Here is a 19,903-nt window from a genome sequence, read left to right on the forward strand (position 1 = left end):
GTACCAAAGCGATTGCGCGATGCAAGGAGACATGCGACGCGCAGTCAGAATACCGGGGGAACAAAAATGATCAGATTCTCAAAGACCGGTGCGCCGCGCATGGCGCTAGCGGCCATTCCGGCCGCAGCCATGCTGTTTGCGCTATCGCAGGGGGCCAGCGCTCAGGCCCTCGCCGATCAATCGATTGAAGACCGGCTGAACACGCTCATGCGCGTTGTCGGCGAGCAGCAAAAGCAGATCAGTTCACTCGAACAGCAGGTCACGAACCTCGAGATGTCGCAACGCGGCCGCGGTGCACCGGGTTACGGTGAGCCGACCGGCAGCGCCGCGGTCGCCGAGCAACCCGGTGCAGACGGCCTGCCGGTGCCGCTGCCGCCGCTGGCCCAGGTGAACCCGGGCACGCCCGCGCCGGGCAGCGCCACCGGCACCGCAACCGGCGTGCCGGTCAATCCGCCGGTGCCTGAAAGCAGCAGTGGAGGCGGTCTGCCGGCAGCGACCGACGGCAGCGGCGCGGTCGGCCAGACGCAGAAGGCCGCGCAGCCGGTGCGCACACAAGCGGAAGACGCAGTTGTGCAGAACCAGCAGCACACGCCGCTGTTCGAGCACAAGCTGACCCTCGACTGGGGTATCAACGATACCTACTACGACCGCCGCCAGTTGCAACTGTCCGGCTTCCTCGCGCTCGATGCGATTTTCCTCGGCAACATCAATCTCGGCGAAACCAAGTCGCACCAGGTGATGGCCGACCTCGACACGCGCTACGGTCTGACCGACCGCATCAGCGTCGACGTCGACGTGCCGTATATCTACCGGCACAGCAACTTCATCATCGGCGGGGCCGGCGGGGCGGCGAATAGCGAATCGGACGCCTCGGCAAATTCGAGCGACATTGGCGACGTCAACTTCGGGATCTACTACCAGTTCCTGAAGGAAACCAACAACCTGCCGGACCTGGTCGGCAGCCTGCGCATCAAGGCGCCGACCGGTTCGTCGCCGTTCGGCATCAAGGTGCAGCAGGTCGATGCCGACAACACCAACCTCGTCGCCCCCACCAAGCTGCCCACCGGCACCGGCTTCTGGAACATCACGGCGGGCCTGTCGGTGTTGAAGACCTACGATCCGGTCGTGCTGTTCGGCAGCGTCTCGTACACCTACAACATTGCACGCTCGTTCTCGGACATCTCGTCGGTCGTCGGCCAGACGGAACCGGCGACGGTCAAGATCGGCGACGTCGTGCAGTTCGGCGGCGGCGTAGCACTGGCATTCTCGGACAAGGACTCAGCCAGCATCTCGTACACGATGGCGCTGGAACCCGAGTCGCAAACCAAGGCGCCAGGCGGAACCTATTCGAAGGTGCCGGGCAGCGAGACCACTGCTGCCGCACTGACCTTCGGCTTGAATCACGTAGTGAACAAGCACTTGACGATCAACGGTTCAGTGTCTGTCGGCCTCACGCCCGACACGCCGAACTTCGTGATCGGCGTGCGCTTTCCCTACACTTTTTGACGTGCCAACGATACGAGGTTGATCGTGCGCGAATCACCCCATCTGAGCAGTGTTACACCGCCCTCCGGCGCTCATCTGTCGATTGCCCGAGCGCAGGAAGCCCCTGTGACACGAGCGACGGAAGTCCTCGCAGGGCGACCGGCGGAAGTCTCTTTGGCGCGCCCTCAGGAGTCCGCTGCGGGACGCCTGCACGAGCCCGCCGCCGCGAAAGAGACCTGTCTGCTGCACGCGCAGACCGAACGGGTGCTGCTGTACGTTGCGCGCACGCCGGACGAGACGCTGATCGCCCATCTGAAGAGCCGCGGCTGGCACGTGATGGCAGCCCGCTCGGCGCATGAGGTCGCGCGCCTCTCCAAGCCTGACGTGATATGCGCCGGCATCGTCGATCTGGCCAGCTTTGCGTTGCGCGACCTTGGCGGCCTCGAAGCGAGCCTGCGTCAGCAGCAGATCGGCTGGATTGCGCTCGCCACTGCGGAGCGCCTCACCGACCCCGATGTGCGGCGCCTGATCCGCCACTACTGCTTCGACTACGTCAAAACGCCGGTGGCCAACGCCACGATCGACTACCTCGCCAGTCATGCCTTCGGCATGGTGACGTTGTGCGATGCCGATGAGATCCCGCCCGCCGCGCCCGCCGCCGATGACGACGACGAAATGGTCGGTACCTGCGAGGCGATGCAGCAACTGTTCCGCACCATCCGCAAAGTCGCCAATACCGACGCCAGCGTGTTCATCTCGGGTGAATCCGGCACCGGCAAGGAACTCACCGCGCTGGCGATCCACGAACGCTCGCCGCGCCGCAAGGCGCCGTTCGTCGCCATCAACTGCGGCGCGATTCCACATCATCTGTTGCAGTCCGAACTATTCGGTTATGAACGTGGCGCATTCACCGGCGCGAACCAGCGCAAGATCGGCCGGGTCGAGTCTGCGGACGGCGGCACCTTGTTGCTCGACGAAATAGGCGACCTGCCGATGGAAAGCCAGGCAAGCCTGCTGCGCTTTTTGCAGGAAGGCAAGATCGAGCGGCTCGGCGGCCGCGAATCGATCCCGGTGGACGTGCGAATCATCTCGGCGACCCACGTGGATCTCGAGGTCGCGATGCGCGAGGGCCAGTTCCGTGCCGACCTGTTTCACCGCCTGTGCGTGCTGCGGGTGGACGAACCGCCGTTGCGTGCCCGCGGCAAGGACATAGAGATTCTCGCGCATCACATCATGCACAAGTTCAAAACCGACAGCGCGCGCAAGATCCGTGGCTTTACGCCGTCGGCGATCGAGGCGCTGTACAACTACAACTGGCCCGGCAATGTGCGCGAGCTGATCAACCGCGTGCGCCGCGCGATCGTGATGGCGGAAAACAAGCTGATTTCCGCCGACGACCTCGACCTCGCGCAGTTCACCGAGCAACAGACCATGAGCCTCTCGCAGGCACGCGATGCCGCCGAGAAGCGCGCGATCGAAGCGGCGCTGCTGCGGCATCGTCATCGGCTGAACGAGGCGGCCGTGGATCTGAATATCTCGCGCGTGACGCTGTACCGGCTGATGGGCCACCACGGATTGCGGGAGCTGAGTGCGGCCGACGAGAAGGCGTCGTTTGAACCGCTCGCCGCGGAAGGACCTTCGCACAAATGACGCGCCGCGCCGGCTGGGTTGACTGGCGCGGCCGGCGGCGCGGGATTGCCTGCCACGGTGCGGCACCGCCTGCGCAGAACCACGCCGCGCCCTGCCGTGGTGGGAGCGCTGCCGGCCCAGCCTGCGCTTCACTTGCCCCACCGCGGCGGAAGCGTGAGCGGTCAGGCAGGAGCTTGCGTAGCCACACATCCGCGCTGCGAACCGGCATGCACAGCGGCACCCTCTTGCGCCTCAGGTAGAATCAACCCGGTTACGTTCCCCTTTCCATTCGATGACGACGCTCACCCTGATCGTCGCTCGCGCCAATAACGGCGTGATCGGCCGCGACAACCAGTTGCCCTGGCGACTTCCCGAAGACCTCGCGTTCTTCAAGCGCACCACGATGGGCGCGCCCATCATCATGGGCCGCAAGACGCATGAATCGATCGGCCGGCCGTTGCCGGGACGCCGCAACATTGTCGTGACACGGGACGCCGCGCGGCGCTTTCAGGGCTGCGACACGGCCACTACCCTTGAAGACGCACTGAAGCTCGCCGCGCAGGACCAGGCGCCGGTAGCGTTTCTGATTGGCGGTGCGCAGTTGTATGCAGAAGGTTTGCGTCAGGCGGACAAGCTGATCATCACCGAGATTTCCGCCGACTTCGAAGGCGACGCCACGTTCCCGGAGCTCGACGAAAGCGAATGGGAAGAAGTCGCGCATGAAACGCATCGCGCGGACGCACCGAATGACTTCGACTATGCATTCGTGACGTATAAGCGCAAGGGCGCCTGATGTTTTGCGCCACGCCTGACTGACGGTCCGCGCTTCGCGCACCAGGTTTTGCGCATTCATCATTCGCCACCCGCCGCCACGCACGCATAAAAAACGCCACGCAGTTGCATGCGTGGCGTTTCTGTTTCCAGCCCTGCTTTACGACCGGGCCGCGAGTGGTCTGCGGCCGGTTTGGGCGTAACTTGATCGAACCGCTTACTGCCCCGCGATCGTCATCCGTTCGATCAGCACCGAGCCCGTTTCCTTAGTACCGCGCGTGATCGTATCCGCGCCGATCGCGACGATATGGCGGAACATCTCCTGCAGCGTGCTCGCCACGGTGATTTCCTCGACCGGATACTGGATCTTGCCATTCTCGACCCAGAAGCCCGACGCGCCGCGCGAATAGTCGCCCGTCACATAGTTCACGCCCTGCCCCATCAGCTCAGTCAGCAACAGGCCCGTGCCGAGCTTGCGCAACATTTCCTCGAAGTCGTCTTCCGGACGCGTCTTCGAGCTGCGCAGCGACAGATTGTGCGAGCCGCCGGCGTTGCCGGTGGTCTGCATGCCGAGCTTGCGCGCCGAGTAAGTGGACAGGAAGTAGCCTTCCACCACGCCGTCCTTCACCACCGAACGTTGTTTCGTACGCACGCCTTCTTCGTCGAACGGCGCGCTGCCCATTGCACGCGCGACGTGCGGATCTTCGACCACCTGGACATGCGGCGCGAACACCGGTTTGCCAAGGCTGTCGACGAGGAACGAGGTCTTACGGTAGAGCGCGCCGCCGCTCGTTGCCTGCACGAACGCGCCGAGAATGCCGGCGGCGAGCGGCGCTTCGAACAGCACCGGCACCTTGCGCGTGTCGAGTCCACGCGCGCCGATGCGCGAGAGCGCCCGCTGCGCCGCGTAACGGCCCACCGCTTCCGGATCGGCAAGGTCTGCCGCGCTACGGGTCGACGTGTACCAGTCGTCGCGTTGCATGTTGCGCGCGCTGCCGGCAATCGGCGCGCACGCGATGTAGTGACGCGAGTACGGATAGCCCGCAAGGAAGCCGCGCGAGGTGGCCAGCACGAATTGCGAGTGCTGCGCCGAGACGCTTGCGCCTTCCGAGTTCTTGATCTGCGGATCGGTCGCGAAAGCGGCGTCTTCCGAGCGGCGGGCGATTTCCACCGCTTCGTCCGCGGAGAGATTCCACGGGTGATACAGGTCGAGATCGCGCGGTGCGGTTTCGAGCAATTCTGCCTCGGCGAGGCCTGCGCAGTCGTCTTCGGCCGTAAAGCGGGCGATGTTGTACGCCGCCGCGACCGTGTCCTTCAATGCCTGCGACGAAAAGTCCGAGGTGCTCGCGTTGCCGCGCTTGTTGCCGATGAACACCGTCACGCCAACCATCTTGTCGCGGTTGTGTTCGATCGTTTCGACTTCGCCGCGCCGCACGGAGACGGACAGGCCGTCGCCTTCGGAAATCTCGGTTGCCGCGTCGGTACCGCCGAGCGACTTCGCGTGACGAAGGATGTCCGAGGCGATTTCCTTCAGTTCATCCTGGGTATGCGGAAAAAAGCGCTGCTTGACGTCCATGTCTGCTGCCATTGTCGTTGCCGTCCTGTTCGGGGCCGCGCGGCCCTGTGTGTTCGCCCATGCCATGCACATGCGCGCGCATTTTTGCGTGCGCGTGTGCGTGGTCACGCATCCCGCGATCATAGCAAGGTACGCGAAGCTGTACCTGGCATTCGCTGAGGCTGGCGTTGCCTCGGCTTTGCTCTGGCGTTGTCCTGGCGTTGTCCCGGCTTGCCGGGTCTGCCGCGTTGGCCAAAAACGCGCGGGCGCGGCCTTGTGCACAGCGGCACGGCGGGTTCGGAGCCCGCGGCACGCTACAATATCGGTATGACACGCAAAACCCGCATTCAACCGATCGAATCCGCCGAGCCGGAAGTCGACGAGAACGGCTACGACCGTCCCAGCAAGTCCCAGCTCAAGCGCGAAATGCACGAGCTGCAGGAGCTGGGCTCGGCGCTGATCGCGCTGCCGAAAGACGCGCTCAAGCGCATGCCGATGCCCGAAAAACTCGATGACGCCGTGCGCGAAGCGCGCCGCATCACCGATCACGAAGGCAAGCGCCGCCAGGTTCAGTACGTCGGGCGTGTGATGCGCTCGCTGCTGGACGAGGAAACCGCCGCGCTGCGCACCGCGCTCGACACCTATAATGGCGTCAACAAGGCAGAAACGGCCAAGCTGCACTGGATCGAGCGCACCCGCGAGAAACTGCTCGCCGACGACGCCGCGCTGACCGAATTCATCCGCCAGCACCCCAACGCCGATCCGCAGCAGGGCCGCACGCTGATCCGCAACGCCCGCAAGGAAGCGCAGCAAAGCAAGCCGCCGCGCTACTTCCGCGAGCTGTTCCAGTGGATCAAGAACGCCGACGGCCCGTCTGCCGCCACCGATTCCGATGCGGACGACGCCCAGGAAGACGACGATGACGACCGCGACGCCTAAGGCAGCACGTCAGCACCCCGACGAAATCGTGATCGGCCTCGTGTCGATCAGCGACCGGGCGTCCACCGGCGTGTACGAGGACAAAGGCATACCCGCGCTGCAAGAATGGCTCGGCACCGCCCTGACCTCCCCGTTTCAAGTGGTCACGCGCCTGATTCAGGACGACGCGCCCGTCATTTCCGCCACGCTGATCGAACTGGTCGACGAAGTCGGCTGTGATCTGGTGCTGACCACCGGCGGCACCGGCCCGTCGCGCCGCGATGTGACGCCGGAAGCGACTTTGGCGGTGGCAACCAAGGAAATGCCGGGTTTCGGCGAGCAGATGCGGCAAATCAGCCTGAATTTCGTGCCGACCGCGATTCTGTCGCGCCAGGTGGCAGTGATCCGCGAAACCGCGGAGCACGCGGCGCTGATCGTCAACCTGCCAGGGCAGCCGAAGTCGATCAAGGAAACGCTAGAAGGCTTGCGTGACGCCGAAGCAGGCGGCGCAGTGAAGGTGCCGGGGATTTTCGCCGCGGTGCCCTATTGCATCGACCTGATCGGCGGTCCGTATGTGGAAACCAACGCCGACGTGGTGAAGGCGTTCCGGCCGAAGAACGCGCAGCGCGCGCCTCGGCAGGCTTGAAACTGAAACGGCGGCTGACGGGTTATTCCGCGGGCGTTTCCGGGACCTGCGAGGCCGCCGGAATCAGGAAATGCTCACGGTAGTACTTCAGCTCGTCGATCGATTCATGGATGTCGGCCAACGCAGTGTGCATCGCACGCTTCTGGAAGCCCTTGTAGATGGCCGGCTGCCAGCGGCGGCACAGTTCCTTCAGGGTGCTGACGTCGAGATTGCGGTAGTGAAAGAAGCGCTCCAGATCCGGCATCCACCGCGCCATGAAGCGGCGGTCCTGGCAGATCGAATTGCCGCACATCGGCGATTTGCCCGGCGGTACATATTGCGCGAGAAAATCGCGAATCTGTTCGGTGGCGTCGGCTTCACTTACCGTCGACGCCTTCACGCGGTCGATCAAGCCTGAGCGGCCATGCGTGTTCTGGTTCCACTGATCCATTTTAGCGAGCATCTCGTCGCTCTGATGAATCGCCAGCACCGGCCCTTCAACCATTCGGTCGAGCGTCGAATTCGTCACGACCACCGCGATTTCGATGATGCGGTCGGTGTCCGGTTCGAGCCCGGTCATTTCCATGTCCAGCCAGACGAGATTCATGTCGCTGCGCACGAGCGGCGGCTGTTCGGTGGAGGCGAGGATGTCAGTCATGAAGGCAACCCTGATGGCCGGGCGGACCGCTTCTCTGGAAGCAGGCTTGCCGCGGCGATTGTTCGTATGAGATTGGTTTGGGCCGGCTTGGGCCTGCTTGGGCCGGGTTTGAGCCGGGTTTAGGCTTATCCCCCGCCGTCAGGCGGGAAGAAACATATAATTCTCGCATAGATACCACGGAATCCCCGGATGCCTACCCTGTACTTCACTGTTCTGTTCGTCGTCGCCGTCGTGGCGATGGTCAGCACCAAACTGTGGCTCGCGTCGCGGCAGATCCGCTTCGTCGCAGGCCATCGCGAGCAGGTGCCGAGCCAGTTTGCCGGCACCATCGCGCTCACCGCGCACCAGCGCGCCGCCGACTACACCGTCGAACGCACGCGGCTGACCATGATCGAGATCGTCGTCGGCGCGGCCGTGCTGATCGGTCTGACGCTGCTGGGCGGCGTGCAGGCGCTCGATCTGGCGATTTCCGACTGGCTTGGCCGTGGCTACGCCGGCCAGATCGCGCTGGTCGCTGCGGTAATCGCGATCACCAGCGTGATCGATCTACCGTTCGAGTACTACCGGCAATTCGTGGTCGAGCAACGCTTCGGCTTCAACCGGATGAGCAAGGGAATTTTCTTCCTCGACCGTCTCAAGGGCGTCCTGCTCGGCGCCGCGTTCGGCCTGCCGCTTCTGTTCGTCGTGCTGTGGCTGATGAGCCAGGCCGGCAGCCTGTGGTGGCTGTGGACATGGATCGTCTGGGTCGCATTCCAGTTGCTCGTGCTGGTGCTGTATCCGTCGTTTATCGCGCCGCTCTTCAATAAGTTCGAGCCGCTCAAGGACGAAGCGCTGAAAAGCCGCATCGAAGCGCTGATGAAACGCTGCGGTTTCGCCGCCAAGGGTCTGTTCGTGATGGACGGCAGCCGCCGTTCGGCGCACGGCAATGCATATTTCACCGGCTTCGGTGCGGCCAAGCGGATCGTGTTCTTCGACACGCTGCTCGCGCGTCTGTCGGGCAACGAGATCGAAGCAGTGCTCGCGCACGAACTCGGCCACTTCAAGCGGCGTCACGTGATCAAGCGGATGATCGTCATGTTCGCGATCAGCCTCGTGATGCTCGCCCTGCTCGGCTGGCTGACGCAATGCGTGTGGTTCTATGAAGGACTGGGCGTGCGGCCGTCGCTGATCGGCGGCAATAGCGGCCTCGCACTGGTACTGTTCTTCCTCGCGCTGCCGGTGTTCCTGTTCTTTGTCACGCCGCTCGGCAGCCTGAGCTCGCGCAAGCACGAGTTCGAAGCCGACGCCTTCGCCGCGACGCAAACCGATGCGCAAGACCTCGTCAACGCGCTCGTCAAGCTGTATGAGGACAACGCGTCGACCCTGACGCCGGACCCGCTCTACACCGCGTTCTATTACTCGCATCCGCCGGCGTCGCAGCGGATCGACCGCCTGCTGCGGCACGCATGAGCGCCCGCTCCCCGAAAGCGCCGCGCGCGCCGTCCAGCACGCGCGTAGCAGGGCTCGTGATTGCCGCTCATGGGCGCCACTACATGGTCGCGCCGGAAGACGGCAGCCCGATGCTCCAGTGCTTCCCGCGCGGCAAGCGCAGCGAAGTGGCGGTCGGCGATCGCGTGATTTACGAACCGACTTCGGCGGATCAGGGCGTGATCGTCGAGATCGGCGAGCGGCGCAATCTGCTGTATCGCTCGGATCAGTACAAGTCGAAACTGTTTGCCGCGAATCTCGATCAGTTGCTGGTCGTGCTCGCGACCGAGCCGCATTTCAGCGAGGACCTGCTTGGGCGTGCGCTGGTCGCCGCCGAGGCAAACGAGCTGAAGCCGTTGATCGTGTTGAACAAGATCGATGTGACCGGCGCGCTGGAAGGCGCGCGCAAGCGGCTCGAATCGTACCGCGCGCTCGGCTACACCGTGGTCGAAGTGTCGATCAAGACCCAGCCTGATGCCGCGCGTGCCGCTTTGATCGAACATCTTCAAGGTCACTCGACGCTGCTGCTCGGCCAATCGGGCATGGGCAAATCGACGTTGGTGAATCTGCTGATTCCGAATGCCGAAGTCGCCACACGCGAGATCTCGACCGCGTTGAACAGCGGCCGGCATACCACCACATTCACGCGGCTCTACCCTTTGCCCGGTGACGACGGCGGTGCGTTGATCGATTCGCCGGGCTTCCAGGAATTCGGCCTGCATCATTTGACCGAAGGCCGGCTCGAACGCGCGTTTCCCGAGTTCCGGCCGTTGTTGCCGAACTGCCGCTTCTACAACTGCCATCACTTGCAGGAGCCGGGCTGCGCGATTCTCGAAGCCGTCGACGATGGCCGGATCCGGCGCGAACGGCACGCCCTGTATACGCAACTGGTGCACGAAGCCAGCCAGATCGTGCGCTGACGCGCGTCGCTGCCAACCCACGGATTCACGATGAAATTGATGCGTGCGCCGAACCTGATCATCGGACAGCATTGGGTCAATGTGCTGGAGACGGCAGGCATCGCTTGCGAGTTGCACAACCGTTATCTGAACGGCGCGCTCGGCGATATTCCGGCGGATCAGTGTGCGCCAGAGCTGTGGCTCGTCGATGAACGCGATGAGGCGATGGCGCGGCGCCTGATCGATGCAGCGTCGCATGGACCGGCTGCGGGCACGCCTTCGTGGCAATGCCGCCAGTGCGGGGAGACGCTCGAGGCGCAGTTCACGGTGTGCTGGCAGTGCGGGACGGCGCGTGATCCGCTGGATGGGTGAAGCGGTTAGATCACGCCAGCCACACGGCAATCGTCAGCATCAGCAACAAGATCATCCACAGCACCACCGCGCGCCACACGAGACCCACCGCCGACTGCAGCGTACGGGGCGTGCAGTCGTCGCCGACCTGCATCGGCCCACCGTCGCCGGTGGCCAGCGCATCGAGGCTCGACGGCTCGGCAAGCGGGCCGCTCAGACGCGCACCCAGCGCCCCACTGCCCGCGGCGAGCAGCACGCCGTCGTTCGCATCCGGCCACTGACGCGCGTGGTTGCGCCACGCATAAATCGCGTCTTCAAAATTGCCGACAATCGCAAAGCCCAGCGAGGTCAGCCGCGCCGGCACCCAGTCGATCACGAAGAAAGCGCGCTGCGCGAAACTCGAAAACGCGGCGGTACGATCGTCCACTGGTCGCGCCCACGTACGCGCCAGATACTCGGCAATCCGATACAGCACCGCGCCCGCCGGCCCAACCGGAATCAGGAACCAGAAAAACACCCCGAACACGTGCCGATGCGAGGCGACCACCGCGTGAATCAACGTATGACGCACGATCTCGCTGACGGGCATGTCGACAGTGTCGAGCCCGGTCCATTCATTCAGGATTTCACGCGCGCGCGGCACATCGTCGTTGTTCAACGCGAGGTGGATGTCGGTGAAGTAGTGGCTGAACTGCCGGAAGCCGAGCGTGAAGTACAGCACGGCGACGTTCCACAGGAAGGCGAGCGCAAAGTGAATGTGATAAAGCACGTAGTAGATGAGCGCGACGGCCAGCGTCCAGGGCACCACCACCACGAGCCACGCAAGCACGCCATGTCTGGGCTTGCCGGCATCGAATCCGTGCGCCGCCGACTCCGCATGGTATTGAAGCAACGCCGCCACCGGATTGTTCAGCGACAGCGCGCGGACCTGTTCAATAATCAGAGCCAGCAATACGGAGAAAAAAGTCATGCGGTGCGCCGTGCTTTTTGAGTTTTTACGATTGTTTTATAACGATAGCACAGGGTCGGATGCGACTGAGCGCAGACGTTGACAAACACCCGACAACTGCACGGACCGACGTAGCTTATGCCGCGAGAAATCGATAGAAGTTGCGCAGCATCGCCGCTGTCGCGCCCCAGATGAAATGGTGGCCGCCCACCCCACCCTCACGATCTTCAGCTTCTGCCGACGCGGCTCGCGGATAAGGCATGGCGAAGAAGCGTCGCTCGCCGTCTTCGTAGCGAAACACGCGTTCTTCGTGATTCGCGGGATCCATCAGAAAAGCGAGCGGCACTTCGAAGACTTCGGCCACTTCGAGTGCATCCACTTTCAACGTGAAAGGCGGATGCACGAGACCGATCACGGGCGACACGCGAAACCCGGTGTCCGTCAGATAGTCGGGCAACGCACCGAGAATTTCAACGCGCGACGGATCGAGTCCGACTTCTTCCTGCGCCTCGCGCAAAGCCGTGGCGGTCGAATCTGCGTCGAACGGTTCATGACGGCCGCCGGGAAAGCTCACCTGACCGGCATGGTCGTTCAAATGGTCGGCACGCTGGGTCAGCAGCACGGTGAGACCGTTATCGCGCACGACCAGCGGCACCAGCACGGCGGCAACGCGCGGATCGGCGCGTACGTCGCGCCAGGGCACTTCGATAATCGGTTCAGGCGTCCAGCTAAGACGCTGCTCGAAACGCGCACGCAGACCGTCGGGCGTCAGGCGCCCGGCAACCACCGGTGGCAGATCGGCACCCGTCGCTTCGACAGGCAGAGTTTCAGGCTCGAAGGCGGGGCGGATCAACGGGTCTCTCGGAATGAGCGGATAGGGGACATGCCGCTATTTTGACCTGGCAAACAAAAAAGCACCCGCGAGGGGTGCTTTTTCTTACAGCTTTTACGCTTCCGGAGCAGCGCGGTCTTTCTTCGCGACCAGCTTTTCCTTGATTCGAGCCGACTTGCCCGAACGGTCGCGCAGATAGTACAGCTTCGCACGACGGACATCGCCACGACGCTTCACGACGATGCTTGCCAGCAGCGGCGAGTACGTCTGGAACGTACGCTCGACGCCTTCGCCCGACGAAATCTTGCGGACGATGAACGACGAATTCAGACCACGGTTACGCTTGGCGATGACCACGCCTTCGTAAGCCTGAACACGCTTACGCGTACCTTCAACCACGTTCACGCTGACGATCACCGTATCGCCGGGGGCGAATTCGGGAATGGTCTTCTCGCCGAGGGCGCGGCCGATTTCTTCCTGCTCGAGTATTGCAATCAGATTCATCACTGACTCCTAAGTCCATCTTGTCGGCGTTCGTACCTGCCGCGCGCGGGTTTTACCTGTTGCGCTTGGCTACGGCCCCGATAGAGGATGGGTTCACATCTGGCGCCGTACACGCATGTGCGGCACCGCCTATGTCCGCTCGAAAGACCAAGGCTTTACGCCTTCGACGCTTCCTTCGCGAGACTCGTAAGCCATGCCTCGTCGGCACGGCTCAACATCTTGTTCTTTCTGGCCTTCACGATCAGATCGGGCCGTTTGTTCAACGTATTGCGCAAGGCTTCACGCCGACGCCACGCTTCGATTTCCGCATGATGGCCGCCGAGCAGCACATCGGGTACACGCAAGCCGTCATATTCCTCCGGACGCGTGTAATGCGGACAATCCAGCAGCACGTCGACAAAACTATCCTGCACCGCCGATTGCGAGTCGTTCAGCACGCCGGGCAACTGACGCACCACGGCATCCATCAACGCCATCGCCGGCAATTCGCCGCCGGACAGCACGAAGTCGCCGAGACTGACCTCTTCGTCGACGACACGGTCGAGCAAACGCTGATCGATCGCTTCATAGCGCCCGCACAACAGAATCAGACCGGGTTCGGCCGCGAACTGCATAACACGATCGTGATTCAGCGTGGCGCCTTGCGGCGACATCATCACGACGCGCGACGCGCCGATGCCCTGCTCCGCCTGCGCCGCTTTCGCCGCGCCGATCGCGTCTTCCAGAGGCTTGGCCAGCATGACCATGCCGGGGCCGCCGCCGTAGGGGCGATCGTCGATTGTACGGTAGTTGTCAGTAGTGAAATCGCGTGGATTCCACGTGCGCAACCCGTAGCGCTCCTGCTTCGCCGCACGGCTGGTGATACCCCAGTCGGTTAGCGCGCGAAACATGTCAGGAAAGAGCGTCACGACATCGAACTGCATCGCTCTCTCCGGTCAGCGAGTTATTTAGTAATCGGCTTCCCAGTCGACGATGATCTGCTTCGCCGCCTGATCCACCGTTTTGACAAAGACGCCGACGAACGGGATCAAGCGCTCGCCGGTGACCGGCTTACCGCTTTTGTCGGTATCCGGGTATTCGATGCGCAACACCGAGTGCGCACCGTTGTCGATCATGTCTGCAACCTTGCCGAGGTTGACCCCGGCAACGTTCACCACATCCAGGCCGAGCAGGTCGACCCAGTAGAATTCGTCGGCTTCCAGAGCCGGAAATTCGCTGCGGCTGATATAAACGCGCGTGCCGCGCAGGGCCAATGCCACATCGCGGTCAGTTACGCCGCCCAGATGGGCAACGACACTGTCGCTATGGGTTTTTGCCTGCAATGACGGCGCCGACTTGCGCTCGTGGCCTTTCATCAGCCACCAGCGCTTCGCGCTTAGCAATGCGTCGCCGCCATGTCCGGCATCCGCATGAGCGGCTACCTTGACCCAGCCTTTGAGGCCGTAAGCGCCGACAATTGCACCGACCTCGACCGCATCGGCTGGCCAGCTTTCCGCCGTTTCCACGCGCATTCCTGCTGCCTCGGAACCGGCGCTTGCAACTTCGGCTTTCGCCTTGCCTTCGGCCCGTTCGACCGGCTTGCGGACGAATGCACCAAACGGCGCCTGACCAGACGTCTTCGCGCGCGGGGCTGCTGCTTTTGCCGCTTTTGCCTTTACGCGATCAGAACTACCGGAATCACGATCAGACATAAGAGAACCTCGCTGCCAACTTCGACGCCTGCTTCAGTAAAACTCGCGCATCGGACTGCTCACGCAAGCTGCGCGAGCCGCCGGCCGAACCGACGACGATCCGCATGCTAGCTACCATTAAGCAGCCGGCTGCGCCTTTTGCGCTTCTTTCACGAGACGCTCGACGGTCGGCGACAGTTGTGCGCCAACGCCTTGCCAATACGTCAGGCGGTCTTGAGCGATACGCAGCGACTCACCCTTCGTAGCGACCGGGTTGTAGAAGCCAACGCGCTCGATGAAGCGGCCGTCACGACGGTTACGCGAATCGGTTGCGACGATGTTGTAGAACGGGCGCTTCTTGGAGCCGCCACGAGCCAAGCGGATGATGACCATATTAGAATCCTTGAAAACCGGGGTGCGGAACGACTGAAACACGCGATTATAGCGGGAAACCGACGCCATAACAAACACTTACCGGGATAAACTGAGCGACGGGGTTGCGCCGGCCATACCCGCGAGGACCTCGGACCACGCCGAAACGCCCGAATTACCTGACGGAGCGCCCGTGAAACTCCTGCCGCCGCCTGCGGTTTTTTTCGCTTTGTCCGCCGTTTTTCGGCGAGTTGCGGGCTTTTCGCTGTTTGCCGGCTTTGTGCGCACGGTCCGCGTTCAGGCCCTGAGAGCGGGCGCGACATTGTTGCTCGCTGTCACTGCCCTGCCAGCGCTAGCCGCGCTGCCGATCGAGCGCATCAAACTGCCGCCGGGCTTTCATATCGAGGTCCTGTCGGACGAGGTGCCGAGCGCACGGGGGATGGCGCTCTCGCCGAAGGGCATTCTTTATATAGGCAGCCTCGACGGCCACGTCTACGCGCTCGAATTGCAGAACGGGCGAGTGACGGCTCGCCACGTGATCACCTCCGGACTGGAAACACCGGCGGGCGTGGCGTGGCGGGACGGCGCGCTGTATGTGTCCGCAGTGTCGAAGATTCTACGCTTCGATGCGATCGACGCCCATCTGAACGACCCGCCCAAACCCGCCGTCGTCACCGACAAACTGCCGACAGAGACTCATCACGGCTGGAAATTCATCGCTTTCGGGCCGGACGGCAAGCTGTACGTGCCGCAAGGCGCGCCCTGCAACGTGTGCCTGAAAGACCGCGACCGCTTTGGGCTAATCGGCCGCATGGACCCAGACGGCAGCCACTATGAAGTCGTGGCGCGCGGCGTTCGCAACACGGTCGGCTTCGCGTGGCATCCGGTGACGCATGAGTTGTGGTTCACCGACAACGGTCGCGACCTGATGGGCGACGACGTACCGGACGACAAGCTCAACCGCGCACCACACGTCGGCATGGACTTCGGCTTTCCGTACTGCCACGGCGGCGACACGCCCGATCCCGAATTCGGCAAAAACCATCCGTGCAGCGCCTTCACGCCGCCAGTTGTCAAACTTGGCGCGCACGTCGCCTCGCTCGGCATGCGTTTTTACAGCGGCTCGATGTTTCCGCCCGCTTATCGAGACAATATTTTTGTCGCCGAACACGGTTCATGGAATCGCAGCACGAAAGTCGGCTACCGGGTCGTGCGGGTGATCACCAACCCGGACGGCAGCAACGCGCATCAGGAAGTCTTTGCCGAAGGCTGGCTCCAACCGGGAGAAGTGGTATGGGGCCGCCCGGTCGACGTCCAACCGATGCCTGACGGTTCGCTCCTGATCAGCGACGACTACGCTGGAGCAGTCTACCGCGTGACCTATTCAGCGCCTTAGCTTGAGCCGTAAGCGCGCGGCGGGCGTAGAATGCGCGTCGGTCCGTGCCCACCGGCGCCCCGCCCCTTTCGACCGCCTGTCACTCTGCTCCTGCCTACATGTCCACTCTTGCTTCGACTTCCTCGCATTTCAGATCCAAGACGATTACCGCCGCGCTGGCATTCTTCTTTGGCAGCCTGGGCGCCCACCGTTTCTATTTGTATGGCGCGCGCGACATTTACGGCTGGGCCCATCTGCTCGGCACGCTGATCGGAATTCCAGGCGCCATGCTGGTCGTGGCAAGCGAGCGTGCCTCGATGCTCGGCTGGGTGCTCGCTTTTTTTGGCGCCGTTTCGCTGCTCTCAGCCTTTCTGGCTGCGATCGTCTACGGCCTGCGGCCGGATGAAAAATGGGATGCGCAGTTCAACGCGCAAACCCAGCGCAAAAGCCGCTCTGGCTGGACCGTGATTTTCATCGTGATCTTTTCGTTGCTGATCGGCGCGTTCCTGCTGATGACGGGCCTCGCGATCTCGTTCCAGACTTACTTCGAAGGTCAGGTGCAGGCCGCCAAAGCGCTGTCGCAATAAACCACCGCGCGTTGCGCTAAAAAAGATCCAATTGAGGATCGTCGCGCCGCGGCGGTTCAACGCGCACCGACTCGGCCCGACGAAAGTGCGACATATCCAGAATGCCGCGATCGCGCCGGTTTAACCCGAGCCGGCGCACGGCCTTGTGGAAGCGCTGCTTCAGCAGGTCCGCCCACAAGCCTTCTCCCTTCATTCGCGTGGAGAAGGACGAGTCGTAGTCCTTACCGCCCCGCATGTCGCGTACACGGCTCATCACCCGATCAGCCCGATCGGGAAAATGCGCCGCGAGCCAATCTTTGAATAGCGGCGCCACTTCCCACGGCAAGCGCAACACGATGTAGCTCGCATTGCATGCGCCGGCCTCCGCACAGGCTTCCAACACGCGCTCCATGTCCGGCTCGGTGACGAACGGAATCACCGGCGCAATGCTGACGCCAACAGGGATACCCGCCTCGCTCAACGTACGGATCGTGCGCAATCGGCGCGACGGCGTGGCCGCACGCGGCTCGAGCGTGCGTGCGATATCCGCATCCAGCGTGGTGATCGTAATGGCCGCCATGAACTGCCCGCGCGCCGCCATGGGGGCGAGCAGATCGAGATCGCGCTCGATCAGCGACGATTTGGTGATCGCCGCAAATGGATGGCCCCGCTCGCTGAGTACTTCGATTACCCGCCGCGTAAGCCGCAAATCGCGCTCGGCGGGCTGCCAGGCGTCTGTATTGACGCCGAGCGCGATCGGCTCGGGCACATAAGACTTCTTCGACAACTCGCGCTCGAGCAACTCCGGCGCGTTGACCTTCGCGTAGATGCGGCTTTCGAAGTCGAGCCCCGGCGAGAGCCCCAGATAACTATGCGTAGGCCGAGCGAAGCAGTAGATACAACCATGTTCGCAGCCCCGATACGGGTTCAGCGACACACCAAACGGAATATCCGGCGACGCATTGCGCGTGAGAATGGTCTTGGCGCGCTCTTCGAAAACCTGCGTGCGTAAGGCCTTGGGCTCGCTGTCTTCTTCCGGTGACGAAAGCCAGCCGTCGTCCACCACTTCGCGCTGATCGACTTCGTAACGGCCTTGCAGGTTCGTCACGGCGCCGCGCCCCTTGCGGGGCGTGGGCGGAGCGATCGGAAACTCGTTAGCGGAATGGATGTCGGAATCGGTCACGGCTGGAGCACGAAAAAACAAAAACGGCGCAAAACACCTGTATAAATATACAGTGTTTACGCCGTTTGTCGAGTCCCGCTACACACCTTCCGCGTGAGCTAATCGCCGACCGCAATCGTGAGCGTTTCCTTGATCTCTTCCATCACCACGTAGCTCTTCGACTGCACCGCGCCGGGCAGTTGCAACAGGATGTCGCCCAGCAGCTTGCGATAGTCGGCCATTTCTCCGATGCGCGCCTTGATCAGGTAGTCGAAGTCGCCCGAGACAAGGTGGCACTCCAGCACCTCCGGAATCTTCTGCACCTCGCGGCGGAACTGGTCGAACATGTTGCCGCTTTTGTGATCGAGCGTGATCTCGACGAACACCAGCAGCGCCGCGCCCAGTTCAGCCGGGTTCACGCGTGCGTGATAGCCGGTGATGACGCCGTCCCGCTCCATCCGCTTCACACGCTCAATGCAAGGCGTAACCGACAGTCCGACATGTTCGGCAAGGTCTTTCATTGCCATCCGGCCGTCCTGCTGCAGGAGCCGCAGGATCTTGTGATCGAGTTTGTCGAGGGCCCGGACCGGTTGCCGTTGTGTGCGCATGGTGTTTTTGCTGAAAATCTTGAAAATACAATAACAAAACCTACCTGACTGTTAATAGTATAGCGGTTATCACTGGGCGAACCGCGTTACACCTCGTTAATCGAACGAATTCCAACGAATCGACGAGCGCGCCGCCCTCAGACCTTTCTCTGGAGCAGCTATGCGAGTCGTCGTTTTGGGCAGTGGCGTCGTCGGCGTGACGAGTGCTTATTATCTGGCGCGTGCCGGTCACGAAGTCACGGTGATCGATCGCGAGGCCGGCCCGGCGCTCGAAACCAGCTTTGCCAATGCCGGCCAGATCTCGCCGGGCTACGCGTCGCCGTGGGCGGCGCCGGGCGTACCGCTGAAGGCCGTCAAGTGGATGTTCCAGAAGCATGCACCGCTGGCGATCCGCCTCGACGGCACGCAATTCCAGTTGCAATGGATGTGGCAGATGCTGCAGAACTGCACGTCGGCGCGTTACGCGGTGAACAAGGGCCGTATGGTCCGCCTCGCCGAATACAGCCGCGATTGTTTGCAAGCGCTGCGCGCCGAAACCGGCATCCAGTACGAAGGCCGCACGGGCGGCACGCTGCAGGTGTTCCGCACTCAGCAGCAGTTCGACGGTGCCGCGAAAGACATCGCCGTTCTGCAGGAAGCCAACGTGCCGTATGAGCTGCTGTCGTCGGCCGAACTCGCACAAGCAGAACCTGCGCTCGCCGCGGTCTCGCACAAGCTGACGGGCGGTCTGCGCCTGCCGGGCGACGAAACCGGCGACTGCCAGATGTTCACCACGCGCCTCGCCGCGCTCGCCGAACAACTGGGCGTCAAGTTCCGCTACAACACGCCGATCGACGCATTGGCGATGGCAGGTGACCGTATCGCCGGCGTGCAATGCGGTGCGGAACTGGTGCGCGCGGATTCGTTCGTTGTCGCGCTCGGTTCGTACTCGACGAAATTCCTGTCCGGCCTCGTGAAGATTCCGGTCTACCCGCTCAAGGGCTATTCGATCACCGCACCGATCGTCAATGAAGCAGCAGCCCCAGTGTCGACCGTGCTCGACGAAACCTACAAGATCGCGATCACGCGCTTTGACGACCGGATTCGCGTCGGCGGCATGGCGGAGATCGTCGGCTTCGACAAGTCGTTGCGCCAGGCGCGCCGCGAAACGCTGGAACTGTGCGTGAACGATCTGTTCCCGGGCGGCGGCGATACGTCGAAGGCCACCTTCTGGACCGGTCTACGCCCGATGACGCCGGACGGCACGCCGATCGTCGGCCGCACCCCTGTGCCGAACCTGTTCCTGAATACGGGTCACGGCACACTGGGCTGGACGATGTCGTGCGGCTCGGGACAATTGCTGGCCGACGTGATGTCGGGCAAGCAGCCGGTGATCAAGGCGGATGATCTGTCGGTGCATCGCTATCTCGGCGAGACCAACGGCTCGCATCGTCCGGCCTATGCATAAGATTTAACGTTTTAACGCTTCGCGAGCGGTTACGCCGGTTCGTCGCCCCAGACAAACCGG

21 protein-coding genes are annotated in these 19,903 nt (G+C 62.7%); 11 read left to right on the forward strand and 10 right to left on the reverse strand.

Annotated elements, in window-relative coordinates:
- The first annotated feature begins 66 nt into the window (after positions 1–66).
- The 3 genes from KHO31_RS03945 (at position 67) to KHO31_RS03955 (ending at position 3,907) form a co-directional block, all read left to right on the forward strand.
- On the forward strand, positions 67–1,506 hold the full coding sequence (locus KHO31_RS03945; protein WP_236071076.1) for a hypothetical protein: 1,440 nt from the start codon (positions 67–69) through the stop codon (positions 1,504–1,506).
- A gap of 24 nt (positions 1,507–1,530) precedes the next feature.
- A complete protein-coding gene (locus KHO31_RS03950) occupies positions 1,531–3,135 on the forward strand; it encodes a sigma-54 dependent transcriptional regulator (RefSeq protein WP_211622794.1) in 1,605 nt (534 codons plus the stop codon).
- Between the two features lie 271 nt (positions 3,136–3,406).
- Positions 3,407–3,907 (forward strand): dihydrofolate reductase, encoded by a 501-nt coding sequence (locus KHO31_RS03955; protein WP_201070268.1) that lies wholly within the window; start codon positions 3,407–3,409, stop codon positions 3,905–3,907.
- 195 nt (positions 3,908–4,102) lie between these two features.
- On the opposite strand, the gene pmbA is transcribed toward KHO31_RS03955, so the two are convergent.
- A complete protein-coding gene (gene pmbA / locus KHO31_RS03960; protein WP_201070270.1) occupies positions 4,103–5,473 on the reverse strand; it encodes a metalloprotease PmbA in 1,371 nt (456 codons plus the stop codon).
- 294 nt (positions 5,474–5,767) lie between these two features.
- Between pmbA and yjgA the strand changes: the two genes are divergently transcribed.
- Together yjgA and mog are read left to right on the forward strand one after the other, a co-directional pair.
- Entirely contained in the window at positions 5,768–6,379 is a 612-nt protein-coding gene (yjgA, locus tag KHO31_RS03965) for a ribosome biogenesis factor YjgA (RefSeq protein WP_201070272.1), read from the forward strand.
- Positions 6,360–7,004 carry a molybdopterin adenylyltransferase gene (mog, locus tag KHO31_RS03970; protein ID WP_201070274.1) on the forward strand — a complete coding sequence of 215 codons (645 nt, stop codon included), beginning with the start codon at positions 6,360–6,362 and terminating at the stop codon, positions 7,002–7,004. The genes yjgA and mog overlap by 20 nt, the downstream gene beginning before the upstream one ends.
- Positions 7,005–7,026: 22 nt before the next feature.
- Here mog and orn read toward each other — a convergent pair whose 3' ends face one another.
- Positions 7,027–7,641 carry an oligoribonuclease gene (orn, locus tag KHO31_RS03975; protein ID WP_201084687.1) on the reverse strand — a complete coding sequence of 205 codons (615 nt, stop codon included), beginning with the start codon at positions 7,639–7,641 and terminating at the stop codon, positions 7,027–7,029.
- A 189-nt stretch (positions 7,642–7,830) separates the two neighbouring features.
- Here orn and KHO31_RS03980 point away from each other — a divergent pair, with 189 nt between their 5' ends.
- Genes KHO31_RS03980 through KHO31_RS03990 form a run of 3 tightly spaced genes read left to right on the forward strand, consistent with a single transcriptional unit; the run spans position 7,831 to position 10,379 of the window.
- Positions 7,831–9,090, forward strand: a complete 1,260-nt coding sequence (locus KHO31_RS03980) for a M48 family metallopeptidase (protein WP_201084688.1) — start codon at positions 7,831–7,833, stop codon at positions 9,088–9,090.
- Positions 9,087–10,028 (forward strand): ribosome small subunit-dependent GTPase A, encoded by a 942-nt coding sequence (gene rsgA, locus KHO31_RS03985; protein ID WP_201070281.1) that lies wholly within the window; start codon positions 9,087–9,089, stop codon positions 10,026–10,028. Before KHO31_RS03980 ends, rsgA begins: the two co-directional genes overlap by 4 nt.
- A 30-nt stretch (positions 10,029–10,058) precedes the next feature.
- A complete protein-coding gene (locus KHO31_RS03990) occupies positions 10,059–10,379 on the forward strand; it encodes a putative signal transducing protein (protein WP_201070283.1) in 321 nt (106 codons plus the stop codon).
- A gap of 10 nt (positions 10,380–10,389) precedes the next feature.
- Here KHO31_RS03990 and KHO31_RS03995 read toward each other — a convergent pair whose 3' ends face one another.
- From KHO31_RS03995 to rpsP, 6 genes are all read right to left on the reverse strand, one after another.
- Positions 10,390–11,328 carry a CobD/CbiB family protein gene (locus KHO31_RS03995; RefSeq protein ID WP_201070285.1) on the reverse strand — a complete coding sequence of 313 codons (939 nt, stop codon included), beginning with the start codon at positions 11,326–11,328 and terminating at the stop codon, positions 10,390–10,392.
- Between the two features lie 115 nt (positions 11,329–11,443).
- Positions 11,444–12,160, reverse strand: a complete 717-nt coding sequence (locus tag KHO31_RS04000) for an NUDIX hydrolase (protein WP_211622796.1) — start codon at positions 12,158–12,160, stop codon at positions 11,444–11,446.
- A 93-nt stretch (positions 12,161–12,253) separates the two neighbouring features.
- Positions 12,254–12,643, reverse strand: a complete 390-nt coding sequence (rplS, locus tag KHO31_RS04005; RefSeq protein ID WP_012433948.1) for a 50S ribosomal protein L19 — start codon at positions 12,641–12,643, stop codon at positions 12,254–12,256.
- Positions 12,644–12,798: 155 nt separating this feature from the next.
- On the reverse strand, positions 12,799–13,566 hold the full coding sequence (gene trmD, locus KHO31_RS04010) for a tRNA (guanosine(37)-N1)-methyltransferase TrmD (protein WP_201070289.1): 768 nt from the start codon (positions 13,564–13,566) through the stop codon (positions 12,799–12,801).
- Between the two features lie 24 nt (positions 13,567–13,590).
- Positions 13,591–14,334, reverse strand: coding sequence for a ribosome maturation factor RimM (gene rimM, locus KHO31_RS04015; RefSeq protein ID WP_201070291.1), 744 nt, complete (start codon positions 14,332–14,334; stop codon positions 13,591–13,593).
- A gap of 117 nt (positions 14,335–14,451) precedes the next feature.
- Positions 14,452–14,706 carry a 30S ribosomal protein S16 gene (gene rpsP, locus KHO31_RS04020; protein ID WP_006050280.1) on the reverse strand — a complete coding sequence of 85 codons (255 nt, stop codon included), beginning with the start codon at positions 14,704–14,706 and terminating at the stop codon, positions 14,452–14,454.
- Between the two features lie 172 nt (positions 14,707–14,878).
- Here rpsP and KHO31_RS04025 point away from each other — a divergent pair, with 172 nt between their 5' ends.
- Complete coding sequence (locus tag KHO31_RS04025) at positions 14,879–16,081, forward strand: PQQ-dependent sugar dehydrogenase (RefSeq protein WP_407945917.1); 1,203 nt, start codon at positions 14,879–14,881, stop codon at positions 16,079–16,081.
- Between the two features lie 98 nt (positions 16,082–16,179).
- The gene (locus KHO31_RS04030) at positions 16,180–16,647 is read left to right on the forward strand and encodes an NINE protein (RefSeq protein ID WP_201070295.1); all 468 of its coding nucleotides are present in this window, start codon (positions 16,180–16,182) and stop codon (positions 16,645–16,647) included.
- Between the two features lie 16 nt (positions 16,648–16,663).
- Here the strand turns inward: KHO31_RS04030 and KHO31_RS04035 are convergent, their stop codons facing one another.
- Both KHO31_RS04035 and KHO31_RS04040 read right to left on the reverse strand, forming a co-directional pair.
- Positions 16,664–17,809: a PA0069 family radical SAM protein gene (locus tag KHO31_RS04035; RefSeq protein ID WP_201121791.1), complete on the reverse strand. Its 1,146-nt coding sequence runs from the start codon at positions 17,807–17,809 to the stop codon at positions 16,664–16,666.
- A 98-nt stretch (positions 17,810–17,907) separates the two neighbouring features.
- Complete coding sequence (locus tag KHO31_RS04040) at positions 17,908–18,396, reverse strand: Lrp/AsnC ligand binding domain-containing protein (protein WP_201070300.1); 489 nt, start codon at positions 18,394–18,396, stop codon at positions 17,908–17,910.
- A 160-nt stretch (positions 18,397–18,556) separates the two neighbouring features.
- Between KHO31_RS04040 and KHO31_RS04045 the strand changes: the two genes are divergently transcribed.
- Entirely contained in the window at positions 18,557–19,843 is a 1,287-nt protein-coding gene (locus tag KHO31_RS04045) for a D-amino acid dehydrogenase (RefSeq protein WP_201070301.1), read from the forward strand.
- Positions 19,844–19,903 lie beyond the last annotated feature (60 nt).

Origin of the sequence: Paraburkholderia domus (assembly GCF_905220705.1) — a bacterium.
Classification (GTDB): Bacteria; Pseudomonadota; Gammaproteobacteria; order Burkholderiales; family Burkholderiaceae; genus Paraburkholderia; species Paraburkholderia domus.

What these genes read in the sequence shown, in the direction of transcription:
- KHO31_RS03945 (WP_236071076.1), top strand. Translation starts at nt 67, where the DNA reads ATGATCAGATTCTCAAAGACCGGTGCGCCGCGCATGGCGCTAGCGGCC.
- KHO31_RS03955 (WP_201070268.1), top strand. Translation starts at nt 3,407, where the DNA reads ATGACGACGCTCACCCTGATCGTCGCTCGCGCCAATAACGGCGTGATC.
- pmbA (WP_201070270.1), bottom strand. Translation starts at nt 5,473, where the DNA reads ATGGCAGCAGACATGGACGTCAAGCAGCGCTTTTTTCCGCATACCCAG.
- yjgA (WP_201070272.1), top strand. Translation starts at nt 5,768, where the DNA reads ATGACACGCAAAACCCGCATTCAACCGATCGAATCCGCCGAGCCGGAA.
- mog (WP_201070274.1), top strand. Translation starts at nt 6,360, where the DNA reads ATGACGACCGCGACGCCTAAGGCAGCACGTCAGCACCCCGACGAAATC.
- orn (WP_201084687.1), bottom strand. Translation starts at nt 7,641, where the DNA reads ATGACTGACATCCTCGCCTCCACCGAACAGCCGCCGCTCGTGCGCAGC.
- KHO31_RS03980 (WP_201084688.1), top strand. Translation starts at nt 7,831, where the DNA reads ATGCCTACCCTGTACTTCACTGTTCTGTTCGTCGTCGCCGTCGTGGCG.
- rsgA (WP_201070281.1), top strand. Translation starts at nt 9,087, where the DNA reads ATGAGCGCCCGCTCCCCGAAAGCGCCGCGCGCGCCGTCCAGCACGCGC.
- KHO31_RS03990 (WP_201070283.1), top strand. Translation starts at nt 10,059, where the DNA reads ATGAAATTGATGCGTGCGCCGAACCTGATCATCGGACAGCATTGGGTC.
- KHO31_RS03995 (WP_201070285.1), bottom strand. Translation starts at nt 11,328, where the DNA reads ATGACTTTTTTCTCCGTATTGCTGGCTCTGATTATTGAACAGGTCCGC.
- rplS (WP_012433948.1), bottom strand. Translation starts at nt 12,643, where the DNA reads ATGAATCTGATTGCAATACTCGAGCAGGAAGAAATCGGCCGCGCCCTC.
- trmD (WP_201070289.1), bottom strand. Translation starts at nt 13,566, where the DNA reads ATGCAGTTCGATGTCGTGACGCTCTTTCCTGACATGTTTCGCGCGCTA.
- rimM (WP_201070291.1), bottom strand. Translation starts at nt 14,334, where the DNA reads ATGTCTGATCGTGATTCCGGTAGTTCTGATCGCGTAAAGGCAAAAGCG.
- rpsP (WP_006050280.1), bottom strand. Translation starts at nt 14,706, where the DNA reads ATGGTCATCATCCGCTTGGCTCGTGGCGGCTCCAAGAAGCGCCCGTTC.
- KHO31_RS04030 (WP_201070295.1), top strand. Translation starts at nt 16,180, where the DNA reads ATGTCCACTCTTGCTTCGACTTCCTCGCATTTCAGATCCAAGACGATT.
- KHO31_RS04040 (WP_201070300.1), bottom strand. Translation starts at nt 18,396, where the DNA reads ATGCGCACACAACGGCAACCGGTCCGGGCCCTCGACAAACTCGATCAC.
- KHO31_RS04045 (WP_201070301.1), top strand. Translation starts at nt 18,557, where the DNA reads ATGCGAGTCGTCGTTTTGGGCAGTGGCGTCGTCGGCGTGACGAGTGCT.